The 16,667-nt window shown below is 44.8% G+C and carries 16 protein-coding genes; 11 read left to right on the top strand and 5 right to left on the bottom strand.

The features are described 5' to 3' along the window. The first annotated feature begins 4 nt into the window (after positions 1-4). The 9 genes from atpB to glmU all read left to right on the top strand — a co-directional run bounded on the left by atpB (position 5) and on the right by glmU (position 8,080). Positions 5-817, top strand: a complete 813-nt coding sequence (gene atpB, locus L4C39_RS17375; RefSeq protein ID WP_017054323.1) for a F0F1 ATP synthase subunit A — start codon at positions 5-7, stop codon at positions 815-817. A gap of 54 nt (positions 818-871) precedes the next feature. After that, the gene (gene atpE, locus L4C39_RS17370) at positions 872-1,129 is read left to right on the top strand and encodes a F0F1 ATP synthase subunit C (protein ID WP_005372317.1); all 258 of its coding nucleotides are present in this window, start codon (positions 872-874) and stop codon (positions 1,127-1,129) included. A gap of 57 nt (positions 1,130-1,186) precedes the next feature. After that, positions 1,187-1,657 (top strand): F0F1 ATP synthase subunit B, encoded by a 471-nt coding sequence (gene atpF / locus L4C39_RS17365; protein WP_113798202.1) that lies wholly within the window; start codon positions 1,187-1,189, stop codon positions 1,655-1,657. Between the two features lie 15 nt (positions 1,658-1,672). Continuing rightward, positions 1,673-2,206, top strand: coding sequence for a F0F1 ATP synthase subunit delta (gene atpH / locus L4C39_RS17360; protein ID WP_113798200.1), 534 nt, complete (start codon positions 1,673-1,675; stop codon positions 2,204-2,206). Between the two features lie 13 nt (positions 2,207-2,219). After that, on the top strand, positions 2,220-3,761 hold the full coding sequence (gene atpA / locus L4C39_RS17355) for a F0F1 ATP synthase subunit alpha (protein WP_113798198.1): 1,542 nt from the start codon (positions 2,220-2,222) through the stop codon (positions 3,759-3,761). Between the two features lie 42 nt (positions 3,762-3,803). Next, positions 3,804-4,670 carry a F0F1 ATP synthase subunit gamma gene (gene atpG / locus L4C39_RS17350; RefSeq protein ID WP_113798196.1) on the top strand — a complete coding sequence of 289 codons (867 nt, stop codon included), beginning with the start codon at positions 3,804-3,806 and terminating at the stop codon, positions 4,668-4,670. 52 nt (positions 4,671-4,722) lie between these two features. After that, positions 4,723-6,126, top strand: a complete 1,404-nt coding sequence (gene atpD, locus L4C39_RS17345) for a F0F1 ATP synthase subunit beta (protein ID WP_113798194.1) — start codon at positions 4,723-4,725, stop codon at positions 6,124-6,126. An 18-nt stretch (positions 6,127-6,144) separates the two neighbouring features. After that, positions 6,145-6,567 (top strand): F0F1 ATP synthase subunit epsilon, encoded by a 423-nt coding sequence (locus L4C39_RS17340; RefSeq protein WP_017054329.1) that lies wholly within the window; start codon positions 6,145-6,147, stop codon positions 6,565-6,567. Between the two features lie 148 nt (positions 6,568-6,715). After that, positions 6,716-8,080 carry a bifunctional UDP-N-acetylglucosamine diphosphorylase/glucosamine-1-phosphate N-acetyltransferase GlmU gene (glmU, locus tag L4C39_RS17335; RefSeq protein WP_429747148.1) on the top strand — a complete coding sequence of 455 codons (1,365 nt, stop codon included), beginning with the start codon at positions 6,716-6,718 and terminating at the stop codon, positions 8,078-8,080. Positions 8,081-8,177: 97 nt separating this feature from the next. Here the strand turns inward: glmU and L4C39_RS17330 are convergent, their stop codons facing one another. Next, a complete protein-coding gene (locus L4C39_RS17330; RefSeq protein WP_029203545.1) occupies positions 8,178-8,921 on the bottom strand; it encodes an amino acid ABC transporter permease in 744 nt (247 codons plus the stop codon). A 93-nt stretch (positions 8,922-9,014) separates the two neighbouring features. On the opposite strand from L4C39_RS17330, the gene L4C39_RS17325 reads away from it, so the two are divergent. After that, positions 9,015-9,788 (top strand): transporter substrate-binding domain-containing protein, encoded by a 774-nt coding sequence (locus tag L4C39_RS17325; RefSeq protein ID WP_429747146.1) that lies wholly within the window; start codon positions 9,015-9,017, stop codon positions 9,786-9,788. Between the two features lie 82 nt (positions 9,789-9,870). Here L4C39_RS17325 and punC read toward each other — a convergent pair whose 3' ends face one another. Next, entirely contained in the window at positions 9,871-11,073 is a 1,203-nt protein-coding gene (punC, locus tag L4C39_RS17320) for a purine nucleoside transporter PunC (protein ID WP_017054333.1), read from the bottom strand. A gap of 147 nt (positions 11,074-11,220) precedes the next feature. On the opposite strand from punC, the gene punR reads away from it, so the two are divergent. Beyond that, complete coding sequence (gene punR, locus L4C39_RS17315; protein WP_017054334.1) at positions 11,221-12,144, top strand: DNA-binding transcriptional activator PunR; 924 nt, start codon at positions 11,221-11,223, stop codon at positions 12,142-12,144. 106 nt (positions 12,145-12,250) lie between these two features. Here the strand turns inward: punR and ilvA are convergent, their stop codons facing one another. The 3 genes from ilvA to L4C39_RS17300 all read right to left on the bottom strand — a co-directional run bounded on the left by ilvA (position 12,251) and on the right by L4C39_RS17300 (position 16,667). Then, positions 12,251-13,780, bottom strand: a complete 1,530-nt coding sequence (ilvA, locus tag L4C39_RS17310) for a threonine ammonia-lyase, biosynthetic (RefSeq protein ID WP_429747143.1) — start codon at positions 13,778-13,780, stop codon at positions 12,251-12,253. Positions 13,781-13,810: 30 nt separating this feature from the next. Next, positions 13,811-15,667 carry a dihydroxy-acid dehydratase gene (gene ilvD / locus L4C39_RS17305; protein ID WP_261888671.1) on the bottom strand — a complete coding sequence of 619 codons (1,857 nt, stop codon included), beginning with the start codon at positions 15,665-15,667 and terminating at the stop codon, positions 13,811-13,813. 61 nt (positions 15,668-15,728) lie between these two features. Continuing rightward, positions 15,729-16,667, bottom strand: a complete 939-nt coding sequence (locus L4C39_RS17300) for a branched-chain amino acid transaminase (RefSeq protein WP_429747141.1) — start codon at positions 16,665-16,667, stop codon at positions 15,729-15,731.

Genomic DNA, 16,667 nt, shown 5'->3' with positions numbered 1-16,667 from the left:
AGTTATGGCTGCGCCAGGTGAAGCGCTAACACAATCCGGATATATTGCCCACCACTTATCAAACCTATCGCTTGCGAAATTGGGTTTGGTAGCGGATGAAGCAAGCTTCTGGAACGTACATATCGATAGCCTGTTTTTTTCTGTGTTTACAGGACTGATTTTCCTTTGGATTTTCCATTCTGTCGCTAAGAAAGCAACAGTAGGTGTACCAGGTAAGCTACAGTGTGCCGTTGAAATGGTAATAGAGTTCGTTGACCAAAACGTCAAAGATACTTTCCATGGACGCAACCCACTTATAGCTCCGCTGGCACTGACTATCTTTTGTTGGGTATTATTAATGAACATCATGGACTTAGTTCCAATTGATTTCTTACCTTACCCAGCACAACATTGGCTAGGCATCCCTTACTTAAAAGTGGTTCCTTCTGCTGATGTAAATATCACCATGGCTATGGCTCTGGGTGTTTTTGCTCTGATGATCTACTACAGCATCAAAGTGAAAGGCCTGGGTGGCTTCGCAAAAGAATTAGCGTTACATCCATTTAATCACTGGTCTATGATTCCGTTTAACCTTCTAATTGAAGTGGTATCGCTTTTAGCTAAACCTCTTTCTCTTGGTATGCGTTTATTCGGTAACATGTTCGCTGGTGAGGTTGTATTTATTCTTTGTGCAGCAATGCTACCATGGTGGCTACAATGGATGGGTTCACTTCCGTGGGCAATCTTCCATATTTTGGTAATCCTGATTCAGGCATTCGTATTCATGATGTTGACAATTGTTTATCTGTCAATGGCACACGAAGACCACGATCATTAATTTTTTAAGCTTTTATTTAGGCATTAAGCCAACAACTATAAATTGGAGATAGTAATGGAAACTTTACTGAGCTTTTCAGCAATCGCCGTGGGTATCATCGTCGGTCTTGCTTCTCTTGGTACTGCGATTGGTTTCGCACTTCTAGGTGGTAAATTCCTTGAAGGTGCTGCTCGTCAACCAGAAATGGCTCCTATGCTGCAAGTTAAGATGTTCATCATCGCTGGTCTGCTTGATGCGGTTCCAATGATCGGTATCGTAATCGCTCTACTATTCACGTTTGCTAACCCATTTGTTGGTCAACTAGCAGGCTAATTAACGATTTACGTTAATTAAATTTTTGTAGTTGATACTTAACGAGGGGTAGCTGTTGTGAATATAAACGCAACTCTGCTAGGTCAAGCAATTGCTTTTGCAATGTTTGTAGCGTTCTGCATGAAATATGTATGGCCGCCAATCATGCAAGCAATTGAAGAGCGTCAGAAAAAAATTGCTGACGGTCTTGTAGCTGCTGAACGCGCTGCAAAAGACTTAGATTTAGCACAAGCCAACGCTTCTGACCAAATGAAAGAAGCGAAACGCACTGCAACTGAAGTAATCGATCAAGCGAATAAGCGTAAAGCTCAAATTGTTGACGAAGCACGCGAGGAAGCTCAGGCAGAACGCCAGAAAATCCTAGCACTAGCTGAAGCAGAACTTGAAGCTGAACGTAACCGCGCTCGTGATGAGCTTCGTAAACAAGTTGCAACTCTGGCTGTAGCTGGTGCTGAGAAAATCCTTGAGCGTACAATCGATAAAGATGCGCACAAAGATATTCTTGACAACATTACTGCAAAACTTTAAAGCGAGGGGCAGGATATGTCTGATTTGACTACAATCGCACGCCCCTATGCTAAAGCAGCGTTTGATTTTGCGGTTGAGAAAGGTGAGCTAGACCAATGGGGTCAAATGCTAGCCTTTGCTGCCGAAGTAGCAAAAAACGATAGTATTGCTGATTTGCTAAGTGGATCTGTATCTGCTGAGCAACTGTCTGAAATATTTATCGCAATTTGCGGCGAACAGTTTGATGAATTTGGTCAAAACCTAATTAAGGTAATGGCTGAAAATGGCCGACTAAAGGCCATGCCTGAAGTTTGTGAAGAGTTCCTCGTGCTTAAACAAGAGCATGAGAAGGAGATCGACGTTGAAGTACTTTCAGCCGTAGAACTTTCTGAAGAACAACGCACAGATATCAGCAGCAAACTTGAGCAGCGTCTTGAACGCAAAGTTCAGCTGAATTGCAGTGTAGATGAGACCCTACTTGGTGGGGTTATTATTCGAGCCGGAGACCTAGTCATCGATAACTCAGCGCGTGGTCGTTTGAACCGCCTGAGCGATGCCTTGCAGTCTTAATGGGGATTGGAGCATGCAACTTAATTCCACTGAAATAAGCGATCTAATCAAACAACGTATTGAATCTTTCAACGTTGTTAGTGAAGCTCGCAATGAAGGTACAATCATATCGGTAAGTGACGGTATCATCCGTATTCACGGCCTAGCGGACGTGATGCAAGGTGAAATGATTGAACTACCAAGTGGGCGCTATGCACTCGCACTTAACCTTGAGCGTGACTCGGTTGGTGCGGTTGTTATGGGTCCATATGCTGACTTACAAGAAGGCATGAAAGTTACAGGTACTGGTCGTATTCTTGAAGTACCAGTTGGTCCTGAAATGCTTGGTCGTGTTGTAAACACACTGGGTGAGCCAATTGATGGTAAAGGTCCAATCGAAGCAAAATTGTCTTCGCCTGTAGAAGTAATCGCACCTGGTGTAATCGACCGTAAATCGGTAGATCAACCAGTACAAACTGGCTACAAGTCAGTTGACTCAATGATTCCAATCGGCCGTGGTCAGCGTGAGCTAATCATCGGTGACCGTCAAACTGGTAAAACAGCGATGGCGATCGATGCAATCATTAACCAGAAAGATTCTGGTATTTTCTCAATCTACGTAGCAATCGGTCAGAAAGCATCGACTATTGCCAACGTAGTTCGCAAATTAGAAGAGCACGGCGCATTGGCGAATACCGTTGTTGTTGTTGCTTCTGCTTCTGAATCTGCTGCGCTGCAATATCTTGCACCGTATTCTGGTTGTGCGATGGGTGAATACTTCCGTGACCGTGGCGAAGATGCATTGATCATTTATGATGATCTATCTAAGCAAGCGGTAGCGTATCGTCAGATCTCTCTACTACTAAAACGTCCACCGGGTCGTGAAGCGTTCCCTGGTGATGTTTTCTATCTTCACTCTCGTCTTCTAGAGCGTGCAGCTCGTGTAAGCGAAGTATACGTAGAAAATTTCACTAACGGTGAAGTGAAAGGTAAGACTGGTTCTTTAACTGCTCTTCCTATCATTGAAACGCAAGCTGGTGACGTATCTGCATTCGTACCGACTAACGTAATCTCGATTACTGATGGTCAGATCTTCCTACAAACTGAGCTATTCAACGCGGGTGTTCGTCCTGCTGTTGACCCAGGTATCTCAGTTTCTCGTGTAGGTGGTTCAGCGCAAACGAAAATCATCAAGAAGCTATCTGGCGGTATCCGTACTGCACTAGCTCAATACCGTGAACTTGCGGCATTCGCACAGTTCTCGTCTGATCTTGATGATGCGACTAAGAAGCAGCTAGACCATGGTCAAAAAGTTACAGAACTAATGAAGCAGAAGCAGTACGCTCCAATGTCTGTATTTGATCAAGCCCTAGTTATCTTCGCGGCGGAACGTGGTTACTTGAACGATGTAGAACTGAATAAAGTTCTAGATTTTGAAGCATCACTACTGTCGTACGCTCATGGTCAATACGCTGATTTCGCAACAGAGATCAACGCTACGGGTGCTTATAATAGCGACATCGAAGCTAAGCTGAAAAAGCTTGCTGATGATTTCAAAGCAACCCAGACCTGGTAATTGGTTGGTGGCCTTCGGGTCACCCACTAACGGAGAGTAACGATGGCCGGCGCAAAAGAGATTCGTAATAAGATCGGGAGTGTTAAAAGCACTCAAAAGATCACGAAAGCAATGGAAATGGTAGCAGCTTCAAAAATGCGTCGCTCGCAAGATGCGATGGAAGCTTCTCGTCCGTATGCTGAAACAATGCGTAAGGTGATCGGTCATTTGGCTAATGCAAGTCTTGAGTACAGACATCCGTACTTAGATGAGCGTGAAGCCAAGCGTGTTGGTTATATCATTATTTCTACTGACCGTGGTTTGTGTGGTGGCTTGAACATTAACTTGTTCAAAAAAGCTATGAATGACATGCAAGCTTGGTCTGAGAAAGGTGCTGAAATTGAACTGGCCGTTGTTGGTTCAAAAGCAACAGCATTTTTCAATAACAGTGGCGCTAAAGTAGCTGCGCAGGTTTCAGGTTTAGGTGATAGCCCAAGCCTTGAAGACCTAATCGGTTCTGTTGGCGTAATGCTGAAGAAATATGATGAAGGCGAATTAGATCGTCTATACCTAGTGTTTAACAAATTTGAAAACACTATGGTTCAAGAACCAACGATCGATCAATTACTACCTTTGCCGAAATCAGACAGCGAAGCAGTTAAGCGCGATCATTCTTGGGATTATATTTATGAGCCCGAGCCAAAACCATTACTTGATACATTGTTGGTTCGCTATGTCGAATCTCAAGTATACCAAGGTGTGGTAGAGAACCTTGCTTCAGAGCAAGCGGCTCGAATGATTGCAATGAAAGCAGCAACTGATAACGCTGGTGACATTATTGATGATTTAGAACTTGTGTATAACAAAGCCCGTCAATCGGCGATTACACAAGAACTATCTGAAATTGTTTCTGGTGCCGCTGCGGTTTAACGCTTATTCGGTTTAAAGCTTAGGTAAAACTAATTAGTTTAGAGGATTAACGATGGCTACAGGTAAGATCGTACAGATCATCGGTGCGGTAGTCGACGTAGAGTTCCCACAGGGCGAAGTACCACGTGTATACGATGCTCTGAATGTTACTGATGCTAAAGAACGTCTAGTTCTTGAAGTTCAGCAACAACTTGGCGGTGGCGTAATTCGCGCAATCGTAATGGGTAGCTCTGATGGTTTACGTCGTGGTTTGACAGTAGTAAATACTGGCGCTCCAATTACAGTTCCAGTGGGCACTAAAACTCTTGGCCGTATCATGAATGTACTTGGTGATGCGATTGATGAGTGTGGCGACATTGGTGCTGAAGAGCATTATGCAATTCACCGTGAAGCTCCAAGCTACGAAGAGCAGTCTAACGAGACAGCGCTTCTAGAGACTGGTGTTAAAGTAATCGACTTGATTTGCCCATTCGCTAAGGGTGGTAAAATCGGTCTATTCGGTGGTGCTGGTGTAGGTAAGACCGTTAACATGATGGAACTTATCAACAACATCGCACTACAACACTCAGGCCTATCCGTATTTGCGGGTGTAGGTGAGCGTACACGTGAAGGTAACGATTTCTACTTTGAGATGCAGGAAGCTGGTGTTGTTAACATCGAAAAACCTGAAGAATCAAAAGTAGCAATGGTTTACGGTCAGATGAACGAGCCACCAGGAAACCGTTTACGTGTTGCCTTGACTGGTCTTACAATGGCAGAGCGTTTCCGTGACGAAGGTCGTGACGTACTACTGTTCATTGATAACATCTACCGTTACACACTTGCAGGTACTGAGGTTTCGGCTCTACTAGGTCGTATGCCATCTGCGGTAGGCTACCAGCCAACACTAGCTGAAGAAATGGGTGTTCTTCAGGAACGTATTACATCGACTAGACAGGGTTCTATTACTTCTGTTCAGGCGGTATACGTACCTGCGGATGACTTAACGGATCCATCTCCAGCAACAACGTTTGCTCACTTGGATGCAACGGTTGTACTTAACCGTAACATCGCAGCAATGGGTTTATACCCTGCGATTGACCCGCTAGATTCAACATCTCGTATGCTTGATCCTCTAGTGGTTGGTCAAGAGCACTATGATATCGCTCAAGGTGTTCAAACAACACTTCAGCGCTATAAAGAGCTGAAAGATATCATCGCTATCCTAGGTATGGACGAGCTATCTGAAACAGATAAGCAAGTTGTATCTCGTGCTCGTAAGATTGAGAAGTTCCTTACTCAGCCTTACCACGTAGCGGAAGTATTTACAGGTGACCCAGGTGTTTACGTAGCTCTTAAAGAGACTCTACGTGGCTTTAAAGGTCTACTAGCTGGTGAATACGATGACATTCCAGAGCAAGCGTTCATGTACTGCGGTACTATTGACGAAGCTATTGAGAATGCCAAGAAGCTATAAGGCTAAATAGGAGGCGATATGGCAGCAATAACCTTTCATCTAGATGTAGTAAGCGCAGAGAAAAAACTTTTCTCAGGTCGTGTTGAAACATTTCAGGTGACCGGAAGCGAAGGTGAACTTGGTATTTTCCATGGTCACACCCCGCTGCTGACCGCTATTAAGCCTGGCATGGTGCGTATCGTGAAACAGCACGGCCACGAAGAAATTATTTATGTTTCTGGTGGTATGATTGAAGTTCAACCGGGTACAGCGACTGTACTGGCTGATACGGCAATCCGTGGTGAAGAACTAGACGCAGCTAAGGCGGAAGAAGCCAAGCGCAAAGCTGAGGAACATATCCAGAATCAGCATGGCGACATGGACTTCGCACAAGCGGCAAGCGAACTCGCTAAAGCCATTGCTCAGTTACGAGTTATCGAACTGACGAAGAAACGTCGCTAATTAAGCAATTAAGTAGCAACGTTGAGACAAAGGCGGCCAATTGGTCGCCTTTTTGCTTATTTGATATCAATAATTTGTAATACAGATTTAACAGCTCAGTGAATTCCGGCTAAAATAGCCGCATTAAAAAAACGTCATAGGTTAGAACATGAAATTTAGCTCAGTTATCCTGGCTGCGGGTAAAGGCACCCGTATGTACTCCAATATGCCAAAGGTACTTCACACGTTAGCGGGTAAACCAATGGTTAAGCATGTGATCGATACTTGCAGCGATCTTGGGGCGCATAACATTCACCTTGTATATGGTCACGGTGGTGATCAAATGAAGAGTGAATTAGCAGAAGAGCCAGTTAACTGGATCCTTCAAGCGGATCAGTTAGGTACCGGTCACGCTGTGGATCAAGCTTCGCCAAAGTTTGAAGATGATGAAAAGATCTTAGTGCTTTATGGGGATGTTCCATTGATCTCTTCTGAGACCATTGAAAACTTACTGGAAGCACAACCTACTGGCGGTATCGCACTGCTTACTGTTGTGCTTGATAACCCAATGGGCTATGGCCGTATTGTGCGTAAAAATGGCCCTGTTGTGGCGATTGTTGAGCAGAAAGATGCGACTGACGAACAAAAATTGATTAAAGAGATCAACACTGGCGTCATGGTGGCAACCGGTGGTGATCTGAAGCGTTGGTTATCTGGCTTAAATAACCAAAACGCACAAGGTGAATACTACCTTACTGATGTCATCGCAGCTGCGCATAATGAAGGACGTGCGGTTGAAGCGGTTCACCCTGCTAACCCTATCGAAGTGGAAGGGGTTAATGACCGTGCTCAGTTAGCTCGATTAGAGCGTGCCTATCAGCAAATGCAAGCTCAGTACTTATTAGAGCAAGGCGTTATGCTACGCGATCCTGCTCGTTTTGACCTACGTGGTTCAATTCAATATGGTATGGATGTCGAGATCGATGTGAATGTGATTATCGAAGGTGCTGTTACCCTTGGTGATAATGTCAAAATTGGCGCTGGCTGTGTACTAAAAGACTGTGAGATTGATGATAACACTATCGTTCGTCCATACAGTGTCATTGAAGGTGCAACCGTTGGTGAAGACTGTACGGTGGGTCCATTTACTCGCTTACGCCCTGGTGCCGATATGCGTAATAACTCGCATGTAGGTAACTTTGTGGAAGTGAAAAATACGTGTTTAGGCGAAGGCTCTAAAGCCAATCACCTAACGTACTTGGGTGATGCTGAAATTGGCCAACGTGTGAATGTTGGTGCTGGTGCAATCACTTGTAATTATGATGGTGCTAATAAATTTAAAACCATTATTGGTGATGATGTTTTTGTTGGTTCAGATAGCCAATTAATTGCTCCTGTCACTATTGCAGACGGTGCAACGATTGGTGCTGGTTCGACTGTTACCAGAGATGTCGCGGAAAGCGAATTGGTTATTAGCAGAGCGAAAGAGCGTAAAATCGCAAACTGGCAGAGACCTGCGAAAATTAAGAAGTAATTCAAGAGTTAAACGAAAAAGCCGCACTGTTTGCGGCTTTTTTACTTTTTGTGTCTTATGTTCAAATCGTGTGAATCAATTACCCACTTATGACTGATTAGTGGCTCGGTACCGCAATTCGTTTTTCCAACATTCTTACTCCTTGTGAAACCACTAGGATAAGCACTAAATATTCAAGTACCAAGAATGTGTATATCTCTAGAGGTAAGTACTCATTAACCACCAGCTCGTTAGCTCGTCGAGTTAAATCACTTAAGCCGATTACACTCACCAGCGAAGACATTTTGAGAATGTAGACAAATTGATTACCTAGCGGTGGCAGAATTTGTCTTAATGCTTGAGGAAGAATAATAAAGCGCATCTTCTGCCAATAATTCAATCCAAGTGATTCTGCGGCTTCGTGCTGACCTTTATGAATCGCTTGAATGCCACCACGAAATACTTCGGCCATAAAGGCACTTTCTGCGATGGTTAATGCGATCACCCCAGCCCAAAAGTGGTTGAGTGAGATATCCATCAGTGTAGGCATACCGTAATAAACCCACAGTAAAAGCACCAGAACCGGAATAGAGCGGATCGTCTCTACATAAACACGGTTGATTAGATTGAGCCATTTCTTATCTGAAAGAGCGGGTAGTGCGATCATTAGTCCAATCGACATAGCAAAGAGCATACTCAGGAGGGATACTGCTATCGTATCTTCAAAACCACCTAAGAGAAAACCGATGTTTGTCCGACCTTGCTCGGTGGAAGGATCAAGCACATACCATCCCCACTCATAACTAGAGCAACCAGTGATAAGTAAGGGAGTAAAAAGGAAGAAAAAGTGTCGGTAATTCACAATAAGTTACTATCCTAACTAATAAAATTTCGATGTTACTGCTATGTTATCAAGACTATGAGAAAAAAAGTTAATAATATTAAGGAATAGACAATGAAGAGATTCATTATAGCACTAGGAATGTGTTTGCTCGCGGTTGGACAAGTTTCGGCGGATAGCCGTTTAAAAGAGATTTTAGACACTGGCGTGATGCGAGTGGGAACCACGGGAGACTGGAACCCGATGACCATGAAAGATCCAGCAACCAATAGTTATCGCGGTTTTGATATTGATGTCACGACGGAATTAGCGAAAGATCTTGGAGTCAAGGTCGAATATATCGCAACCGATTGGAAAACCTTGGTTAATGGCATTACTGCGAATAAATATGACATTACCGGAAGTGCGTCGCTGAATATGTCGCGTGCCAAAGTTGCGGGTTATAGTCAGCCTTACTTTTATTTAGCTTTTGTTCCAGTTGTACAGAAAAAAGACCTGACTAAATTTTCCAGTTGGGAGGACTTTAATGATTCGAACATCAAAGTTGCGGCGACACTGGGTACTGTGCAAGAGAAGATGGTTAAAGAGTTTTTCCCTGAAGCAAAACACATTGTTATAGAAGCGCCTGCTCGTGATTTTCAGGAATTACTGGCTCGCCGTGCTGATGTATCAGTGACGTCCAATGTTGAAGCCGCGACGCTGGTGAAGAAGTTTAAACAGTTAGCGATTGTGCCTGTCGAAGATCCGCGTCGACCAACACCCATTTCGATGTTACTTCCTCAAGATGACCAAGTGTGGATCAATTATGTGAACCACTGGGTTGAGCTGAAAAAGACGCAAGGTTTTTTCAAAGCGACCGCTGAAAAGTGGGGCTTGAAAAGTTTATAAAGATGTCTCATATAAAAAAGCCGCGAATTTCGCGGCTTTTTCGTTTTCTAGCTAACCGAGTTGTTTATTAATCAATTTTTAATTATTCGTCGCTGACCACTCGAGCGTTGTCTGGTGCTCTGAAGTGTTTAGATAGCTCTCTGTTTGATACGATATAACCTACCCATAAACCGCCTAGGCAAATGATTATCGCAATACCAGTCACCATCTGAGCTTGGCTTGCGAAGACCGCGACAAGTGCGCTTGCAAAACCACTGACACAGATTTGCAGACTATTTTGTAGGCCCGCAGCGGTTGCTGGGCTGTTTTTTGCGCTAGATAGTGCGCGGTTTACGACGATTGGGTATAACGCACCATTTGCTACCGCAATTAAGCAGAAGGGGGCTAAAATTGGCCAAATGGATGATAGCGTCCACTGAGATGCGATGAAAATAAGCAGAGTCGCGACACTGAAAAGACCAATTAATTGCTTCAGAACCTTTTCATCACCAAATTTTTTCACACCAACTTTGCCCATGTAACCACCGACCATAAAAGCGATGGTTTGCGGGATAAAGCTTAAACCGATGTCTTTTGGTTCATAGCCTAGTTGGCTCATGATTTCAGGCATCCCCGTTAAGTAAGCGAAGAATGCAGCGGACGCCATTGCAAACATCATGACATTGCCCACATAGGTTTTAGAGTGCAGTAACGCTTTGATATCTGTTTTGATTGAGCTTTGCTTACTTTCAACCTTCTCTTGAGGTTGGCTCATGGTTGCTAATACCAGCATGACACCCATTAACGTTAATGTGATAAAAATACTGTGCCAGCCAAAATTGTCCGCAAGTAACACACCTAACTGAGGTGCTAGGGCTGGTGATAGCGCGACTAAGGGCATAATTGTCGCAAAAATTTGTTGGCTACCACTTGCTGGATAACGTTTTATGACCATCGCCTGCCAAATAACCGCAGGTGCACATACGCCGATCGCTTGAATGAAGCGCAAGCTTAATAGTTGCCAAACTTCAGTGCTAAAGGCTAAACCAAATGAAGCGAGAGTGAACACGCCTAGGCCGACAACCAAGGTGTTTCTATGGCCAAATTTATCAGAAGCTAAGCCCCATAGCAGTTGCCCTATCGCCATACCCGCAAGAAATACGGTGAGAGAAAGAGCGATTTGTTCTGGGCCTGTGGCGAAGTCTGTCTCCATAATTTTAAACGCAGGGAGATACATATCTGTGGCTATAAAACCTAACATCGAAAGCGCAGCTAAGTAGATGAGTTGTAACTTGGAGATTTTCATACGATTTCCATTCAAAATATTTGTTTGTTGATGAACTGTTTAGGTTGGCGCCAGCCCTTGTTTATTTACGTTTTCATTGTATTCCTTCGACCTTTATAAAATAAAACGTTAAAATTAGTGGTTATCAATCAAAAAATTTGAAAGCTTATGTTCTCTAAATCATCATTGGAAATGCTCGATACGGTGGCTCGACTCGGTAGCTTTACCGCCGCCGCTGAGGTGTTACATAAAGTTCCTTCTGCGATCAGTTATGGAGTTAGACAGGTTGAGCAAGATTTGGATGTCATCTTGTTTCGGCGATTACCAAGAAAGGTCGAGTTAACACCGGCTGGTGAGTTATTTATTGAAGAAGCTCGCGTGCTACTTAGGCAGATGTCAGAAGTAAAAGCGCAAACCAAACGAGCGGCTCATGGCTGGCAGAAAACGCTAAAGTTAACCCTAGATAACGTGGTTAAGCTCGATAAAATGAAACCCATGATTGAAGATTTTTACCAGACATTTGAGTTTGCTGAACTGCAGATCAATATGGAGGTTTTTAATGGCTCTTGGGAAGCGATCGCACAAGGCAGGGCGGATATTGTTATTGGTGCGACCTCTGCTATTCCAGTAGGCGGCGATTTTGAGGTAAAAGAGATGGGTCTCTTGGATTGGGCTCTAGTGATGTCACCAAGTCATCCATGTGTGAAAGAACAAAACCTCACAGAATCGTTCGTTAGCCAGTTTCCTGCCATATGTTTAGATGATACATCCAGTGTGCTACCCAAGCGTCATACTGGGCATTATCCGCAGCAAAGACGTCTGCTATTGCCTAATTGGTATAGTGCGATTGAGTGTTTGAAGAATGGGGTTGGTGTGGGTTATATGCCGCGCCATATCGCCGCACCATTGATCGCCGATGGTCAGTTGGTTGAAAAAGTCATGCCTGATGATAAACCATTGAGTCAGTGTTGTTTAGTTTGGCGAAAAGACGATAACCACAAGCTGATTAAATGGATGGTGGACTATTTAGGGTCGAGTGAACAGTTGTATCATGATTGGTTGGATGAGCGTCGATTAGGTGATATTGGGTAATAAAAATGAGCATCAGCTACACAAATAAAACAAGCGAGATATGAGTATCTCGCTTGTTTATCTAACGACCGTTTTTAAGAAGAAATGACCTTCTTAACACTCTCTTTTATGAAAGAAAAAACTTATACGATGGGTTATCACTTTCATCTTTGCACTGGTAGCCAAGTTCGCGTAAATGCGTCGAAAACTGAGCTAAATCTTGCTCATCAAGCTCAAAACCACAAAGAACTCGTCCATAATCAGCTCCGTGATTTCGGTAATTAAACAGGCTTATATTCCAATGCGTTCCTAGAGTGCTGAGGAACTTAAGTAGCGCCCCCGGATATTCCGGAAATTCGAAGCTGTATAATCGCTCTTTGAGTTGCTTTGAGGGTTTTCCGCCTATCATGTAGCGAACATGGAGTTTTGCCATCTCATCATCAGAAAGATCGGCGACGGGATAGCCACCTTCACGCAAATCATCAATAATGCTGAGAAGCTCATCTTGACCGCCTTGCAAACGGACACCAACAAAGATATTCGCTAAGCGATCATCGTTATAACGATAGTTAAACTCAGTAACCGCACGACCACCAATAATATTGCAGAACTCTAAGAATGCACCTTGGCGTTCAGGGATAGTCACCGCGAGTAACCCTTCGCGTTTTTCACCGAGTTCACAACGTTCGGAAACATAGCGCAAACCGTGGAAGTTGGTGTTAGCACCCGATAAAACCGTGCCAAGTTGTTTATCTTTGAGTTGATTGGCTTCTGCGTATTTTTTTAATCCAGCCAGTGCCAGCGCTCCGGAAGGTTCCGCAATGGCGCGAGTATCTTCAAAAATATCTTTAACGGCAGCACAGATTTCATCGCTGGAAACCGTAATATGGCCATCGATATATTGCTGGCAAAGTCGGAAAGTCTCTTCACCAATGCGTTTTACCGCAACACCATCGGCAAACATGCTGACCTGATCAAGAACGACAGGTTCTCCGGCATCTAAGGCGGCTTTTAGGCAGGCTGAATCTTCAGGTTCAACTGCAATGATCTTGATTTCCGGCATCAACTGTTTGATTAATACCGCAACACCTGCTGCTAAACCACCGCCGCCAACAGGAACAAAAATATAATCTAAATGACCATTTTGCTGCAGCATTTCCATGCCAATCGTGCCTTGCCCTGCGATCACTAATGGGTGATCAAACGGAGGAACAAACGTATAGCCATACTCAGCGGATAAACGTTCTGCTTCTGCTTTGGCTTCATCAAAATTGCTGCCGTGTAAAATGACCTTACCACCAAATCCACGTACCGCTTCTACCTTGATATCGGGCGTTGTTTTGGGCATCACAATGGTGGTTTGGATACCCAATTTAGTTCCTGATAGCGCCATGCCTTGTGCGTGGTTGCCTGCTGATGCTGCAATGACTCCCGCCTGTTTTTGCTCTTCAGACAAACTGGAAACCATGTTATAGGCACCACGAAGTTTGAAGGAGTGCACCGGTTGGCGATCTTCACGTTTGAGCTGAATGTGGTTCCCCATGCGTTCAGATAAGCGTGGCATCGCTTGCAATGGGGTGACCGTTGCTACTTCATAGACGGGAGCACGTAAGATCTGACGCAGATAGTCTGCGCCAGTTTGTTGAGTTGTCGTCATAAGAACAGTAATCCTTTCTCTGTTGTCGAACTAATCGTCCAATTTCGACTTATCACGAACCGCGCCTTTATCGGCACTGGTTGCCATGCTGGCATACGCTTTCAAAGCAAACGAAACTTCACGTTGGCGGTTAACTGGTTTCCAGCCTTGTTGATCTTGAGCGCTGCGACGAGCGGCCAATTCAGTTTCAGCAACGTCTAATGTTATCGAGCGGCTTGGGATATCAATGGTGATGATATCGCCCTGTTGAACCAAACCAATGGTTCCGCCACTTGCCGCTTCAGGGGATACGTGGCCAATTGAGAGGCCGGATGTTCCGCCTGAGAATCGACCGTCGGTTAATAATGCACACGCTTTACCTAGCCCCATCGATTTTAGATAGGTGGTTGGGTAGAGCATTTCTTGCATTCCTGGGCCACCTTTTGGTCCTTCGTAGCGGATCACCACAACATCACCAGCTTTAACTTGGCCACCTAAAATACCGTCAACCGCAGTATCTTGGCTCTCAAATACGACCGCTGGGCCTTGGAATTTAAGGTTTTCTTCATCAACGCCTGCGGTTTTGACAATACAGCCATCAACCGCGATGTTGCCAGATAGTACCGCAAGCCCACCTTCTTGGCTAAAAGCGTTCTCTTTGGTGCGAATACAGCCATTCTCACGATCATCGTCTAATCGATCCCAGCGGCAATCTTGTGAGAAAGCTTTCGTGGTGCGAATGCCTGCTGGGCCCGCGCGGAAAAACTTAAGTACCGCTTCATCTTCAGTCTGCATGATATCGTATTGAGCTAATTGCTCTTTCATGGTTAAACCCAATACGGTATTGGTTTCACCATTTAATAGACCTGCACGATCTAGCTCACCCAGAATCGCCATTACGCCACCAGCACGGTGTACATCTTCCATGTGGTACTTCGGTGTAGAAGGGGCAACTTTACATAAATGTGGAACACGGCGAGACATTGCGTCGATATCTTCCATATCAAAGTCAATATCACCCTCTTGAGCTGAGGCGATTAGGTGAAGCACAGTATTACTCGATCCGCCCATCGCAATATCAAGCGCCATGGCATTTTCAAACGCAGCTTTATTGGCAATGTTGCGTGGCAGGGCGGAGTCATCACCTTGTTCGTAATAGCGCTTAGTTAATTCAACCACACGTTTACCCGCATTGATAAACAACTGCTCACGGTCTGCATGAGTGGCGAGCATTGAACCATTACCCGGTTGAGATAATCCTAGCGCTTCGGTTAAACAGTTCATTGAGTTAGCGGTAAACATACCTGAACATGAGCCACAAGTTGGGCACGCAGAGCGCTCTACTTGCTCACTCTGTTCATCCGAAATCGTTGGATCGGCACCTTGGATCATGGCATCAACAAGGTCGAGTTTGATGATCTGATCGGAAAGCTTGGTTTTACCCGCTTCCATCGGGCCGCCTGATACAAAGATCACTGGTATATTAAGGCGCATGGCGGCCATCATCATCCCTGGAGTGATTTTGTCACAGTTAGAGATGCAAACCATCGCATCGGCGCAGTGTGCGTTGACCATGTACTCGACTGAATCAGCAATCAATTCACGTGATGGTAGTGAGTACAACATACCTCCATGACCCATTGCGATGCCATCGTCGACCGCGATGGTGTTGAACTCTTTGGCTATGCCGCCTGCTTTCTCTATTTCACCCGCCACCAGTTGACCCATGTCTTTAAGATGAACGTGGCCAGGTACAAATTGAGTGAAAGAGTTGACGACGGCAATAATCGGTTTACCGAAATCTTCTTCTTTTACACCAGTTGCGCGCCATAAGGCACGAGCACCAGCCATGTTACGTCCGTGAGTGGTGGTAGCACTGCGATATTTATTCTTAGGAGCCGTTGGCATTTGTATTTCCTTATTCAATATTTTGCTAATTAAGCGTTATCTGGGGTGGCACTTTCTGTGGTTAAACGTCTTGTGGGTAAACGTAGTCTAGCCAGCCCCATTTATCTTCTGTTTTGCCGTTGAACAGCCCAAAGTAAGCCGCTTGAACTTGTTGTGTTATCGGGCCTCGCTTGCCTTCTCCGATCGTGATCTTATCGACGGTACGAACCGGTACGATTTCAGCTGCGGTGCCTGTCATGAAAATTTCATCAGCAAGGTATAACGCTTCGCGGGCAATGTTTTCTTCGCGAATTTCGTAACCCATCTCTTTGGCAAGCACCATGATTGAATCACGAGTGATCCCTGGTAAAATGGCACTGGTCGCTGGTGGTGTAGAGAGAATACCATCACGAATCACAAAGATATTTTCGCCAGCCCCTTCGGATAGGTAACCATCGACACTGAGTGCGATACCTTCAGCGTAACCATTGCGGCGAGCTTCCCCACCAACAAGTAGGGACGATAAGTAGTTACCGCCGGCTTTTGCTGCGGTTGGGATGGTATTAGGTGCCGCGCGATTCCAACTTGAGATCATCGCATCAACGCCATTTTCAAGCGCTTCTTCGCCCAAGTACGAACCCCAAGGGAAGGCCGCGATAATTAAATCCATCTCAGTACTTTCTGGTGGACAGACGCCAAGCCCTACATTTCCGACAAAGCCAAGTGGACGAATGTAAGCAGATTGCAGTTTGTTTTGGCGTAGAGTTTCACGTGTCGCTTCCATGATCTCCTCTTCCGTGTACGGGATAGGGAAGCGGTAAATTTTAGCTGAGTTCTTCAGGCGTTTTACATGTTCTGGGTGGCGAAAAATCACAGGACCTTTCGGTGTGTTGTAGCAACGAACGCCCTCAAATACAGATGTGCCATAATGCATCGCATGAGTAAGAACATGAACTTGTGCATTTTCCCAAGGGATCATTTCACCATTGAACCAAATGTAGTCGGCTGTTTTTGCTGTCAT

Origin of the sequence: Vibrio clamense, from assembly GCF_050337905.1 — a bacterium.
GTDB classification, from domain to species: domain Bacteria; phylum Pseudomonadota; class Gammaproteobacteria; order Enterobacterales; family Vibrionaceae; genus Vibrio; species Vibrio cortegadensis.
This window is presented reverse-complemented; position numbering and strand designations above follow the sequence as displayed.

What these genes read in the sequence shown, in the direction of transcription:
- atpE (WP_005372317.1), top strand. Translation starts at nt 872, where the DNA reads ATGGAAACTTTACTGAGCTTTTCAGCAATCGCCGTGGGTATCATCGTC.
- L4C39_RS17340 (WP_017054329.1), top strand. Translation starts at nt 6,145, where the DNA reads ATGGCAGCAATAACCTTTCATCTAGATGTAGTAAGCGCAGAGAAAAAA.
- punR (WP_017054334.1), top strand. Translation starts at nt 11,221, where the DNA reads ATGTTCTCTAAATCATCATTGGAAATGCTCGATACGGTGGCTCGACTC.
- L4C39_RS17300 (WP_429747141.1), bottom strand. Translation starts at nt 16,667, where the DNA reads ATGACAGCAAAAACAGCCGACTACATTTGGTTCAATGGTGAAATGATC.
- atpA (WP_113798198.1), top strand. Translation starts at nt 2,220, where the DNA reads ATGCAACTTAATTCCACTGAAATAAGCGATCTAATCAAACAACGTATT.
- ilvA (WP_429747143.1), bottom strand. Translation starts at nt 13,780, where the DNA reads ATGACGACAACTCAACAAACTGGCGCAGACTATCTGCGTCAGATCTTA.
- atpH (WP_113798200.1), top strand. Translation starts at nt 1,673, where the DNA reads ATGTCTGATTTGACTACAATCGCACGCCCCTATGCTAAAGCAGCGTTT.
- atpG (WP_113798196.1), top strand. Translation starts at nt 3,804, where the DNA reads ATGGCCGGCGCAAAAGAGATTCGTAATAAGATCGGGAGTGTTAAAAGC.
- glmU (WP_429747148.1), top strand. Translation starts at nt 6,716, where the DNA reads ATGAAATTTAGCTCAGTTATCCTGGCTGCGGGTAAAGGCACCCGTATG.
- punC (WP_017054333.1), bottom strand. Translation starts at nt 11,073, where the DNA reads ATGAAAATCTCCAAGTTACAACTCATCTACTTAGCTGCGCTTTCGATG.
- atpD (WP_113798194.1), top strand. Translation starts at nt 4,723, where the DNA reads ATGGCTACAGGTAAGATCGTACAGATCATCGGTGCGGTAGTCGACGTA.
- ilvD (WP_261888671.1), bottom strand. Translation starts at nt 15,667, where the DNA reads ATGCCAACGGCTCCTAAGAATAAATATCGCAGTGCTACCACCACTCAC.
- L4C39_RS17325 (WP_429747146.1), top strand. Translation starts at nt 9,015, where the DNA reads ATGAAGAGATTCATTATAGCACTAGGAATGTGTTTGCTCGCGGTTGGA.
- atpB (WP_017054323.1), top strand. Translation starts at nt 5, where the DNA reads ATGGCTGCGCCAGGTGAAGCGCTAACACAATCCGGATATATTGCCCAC.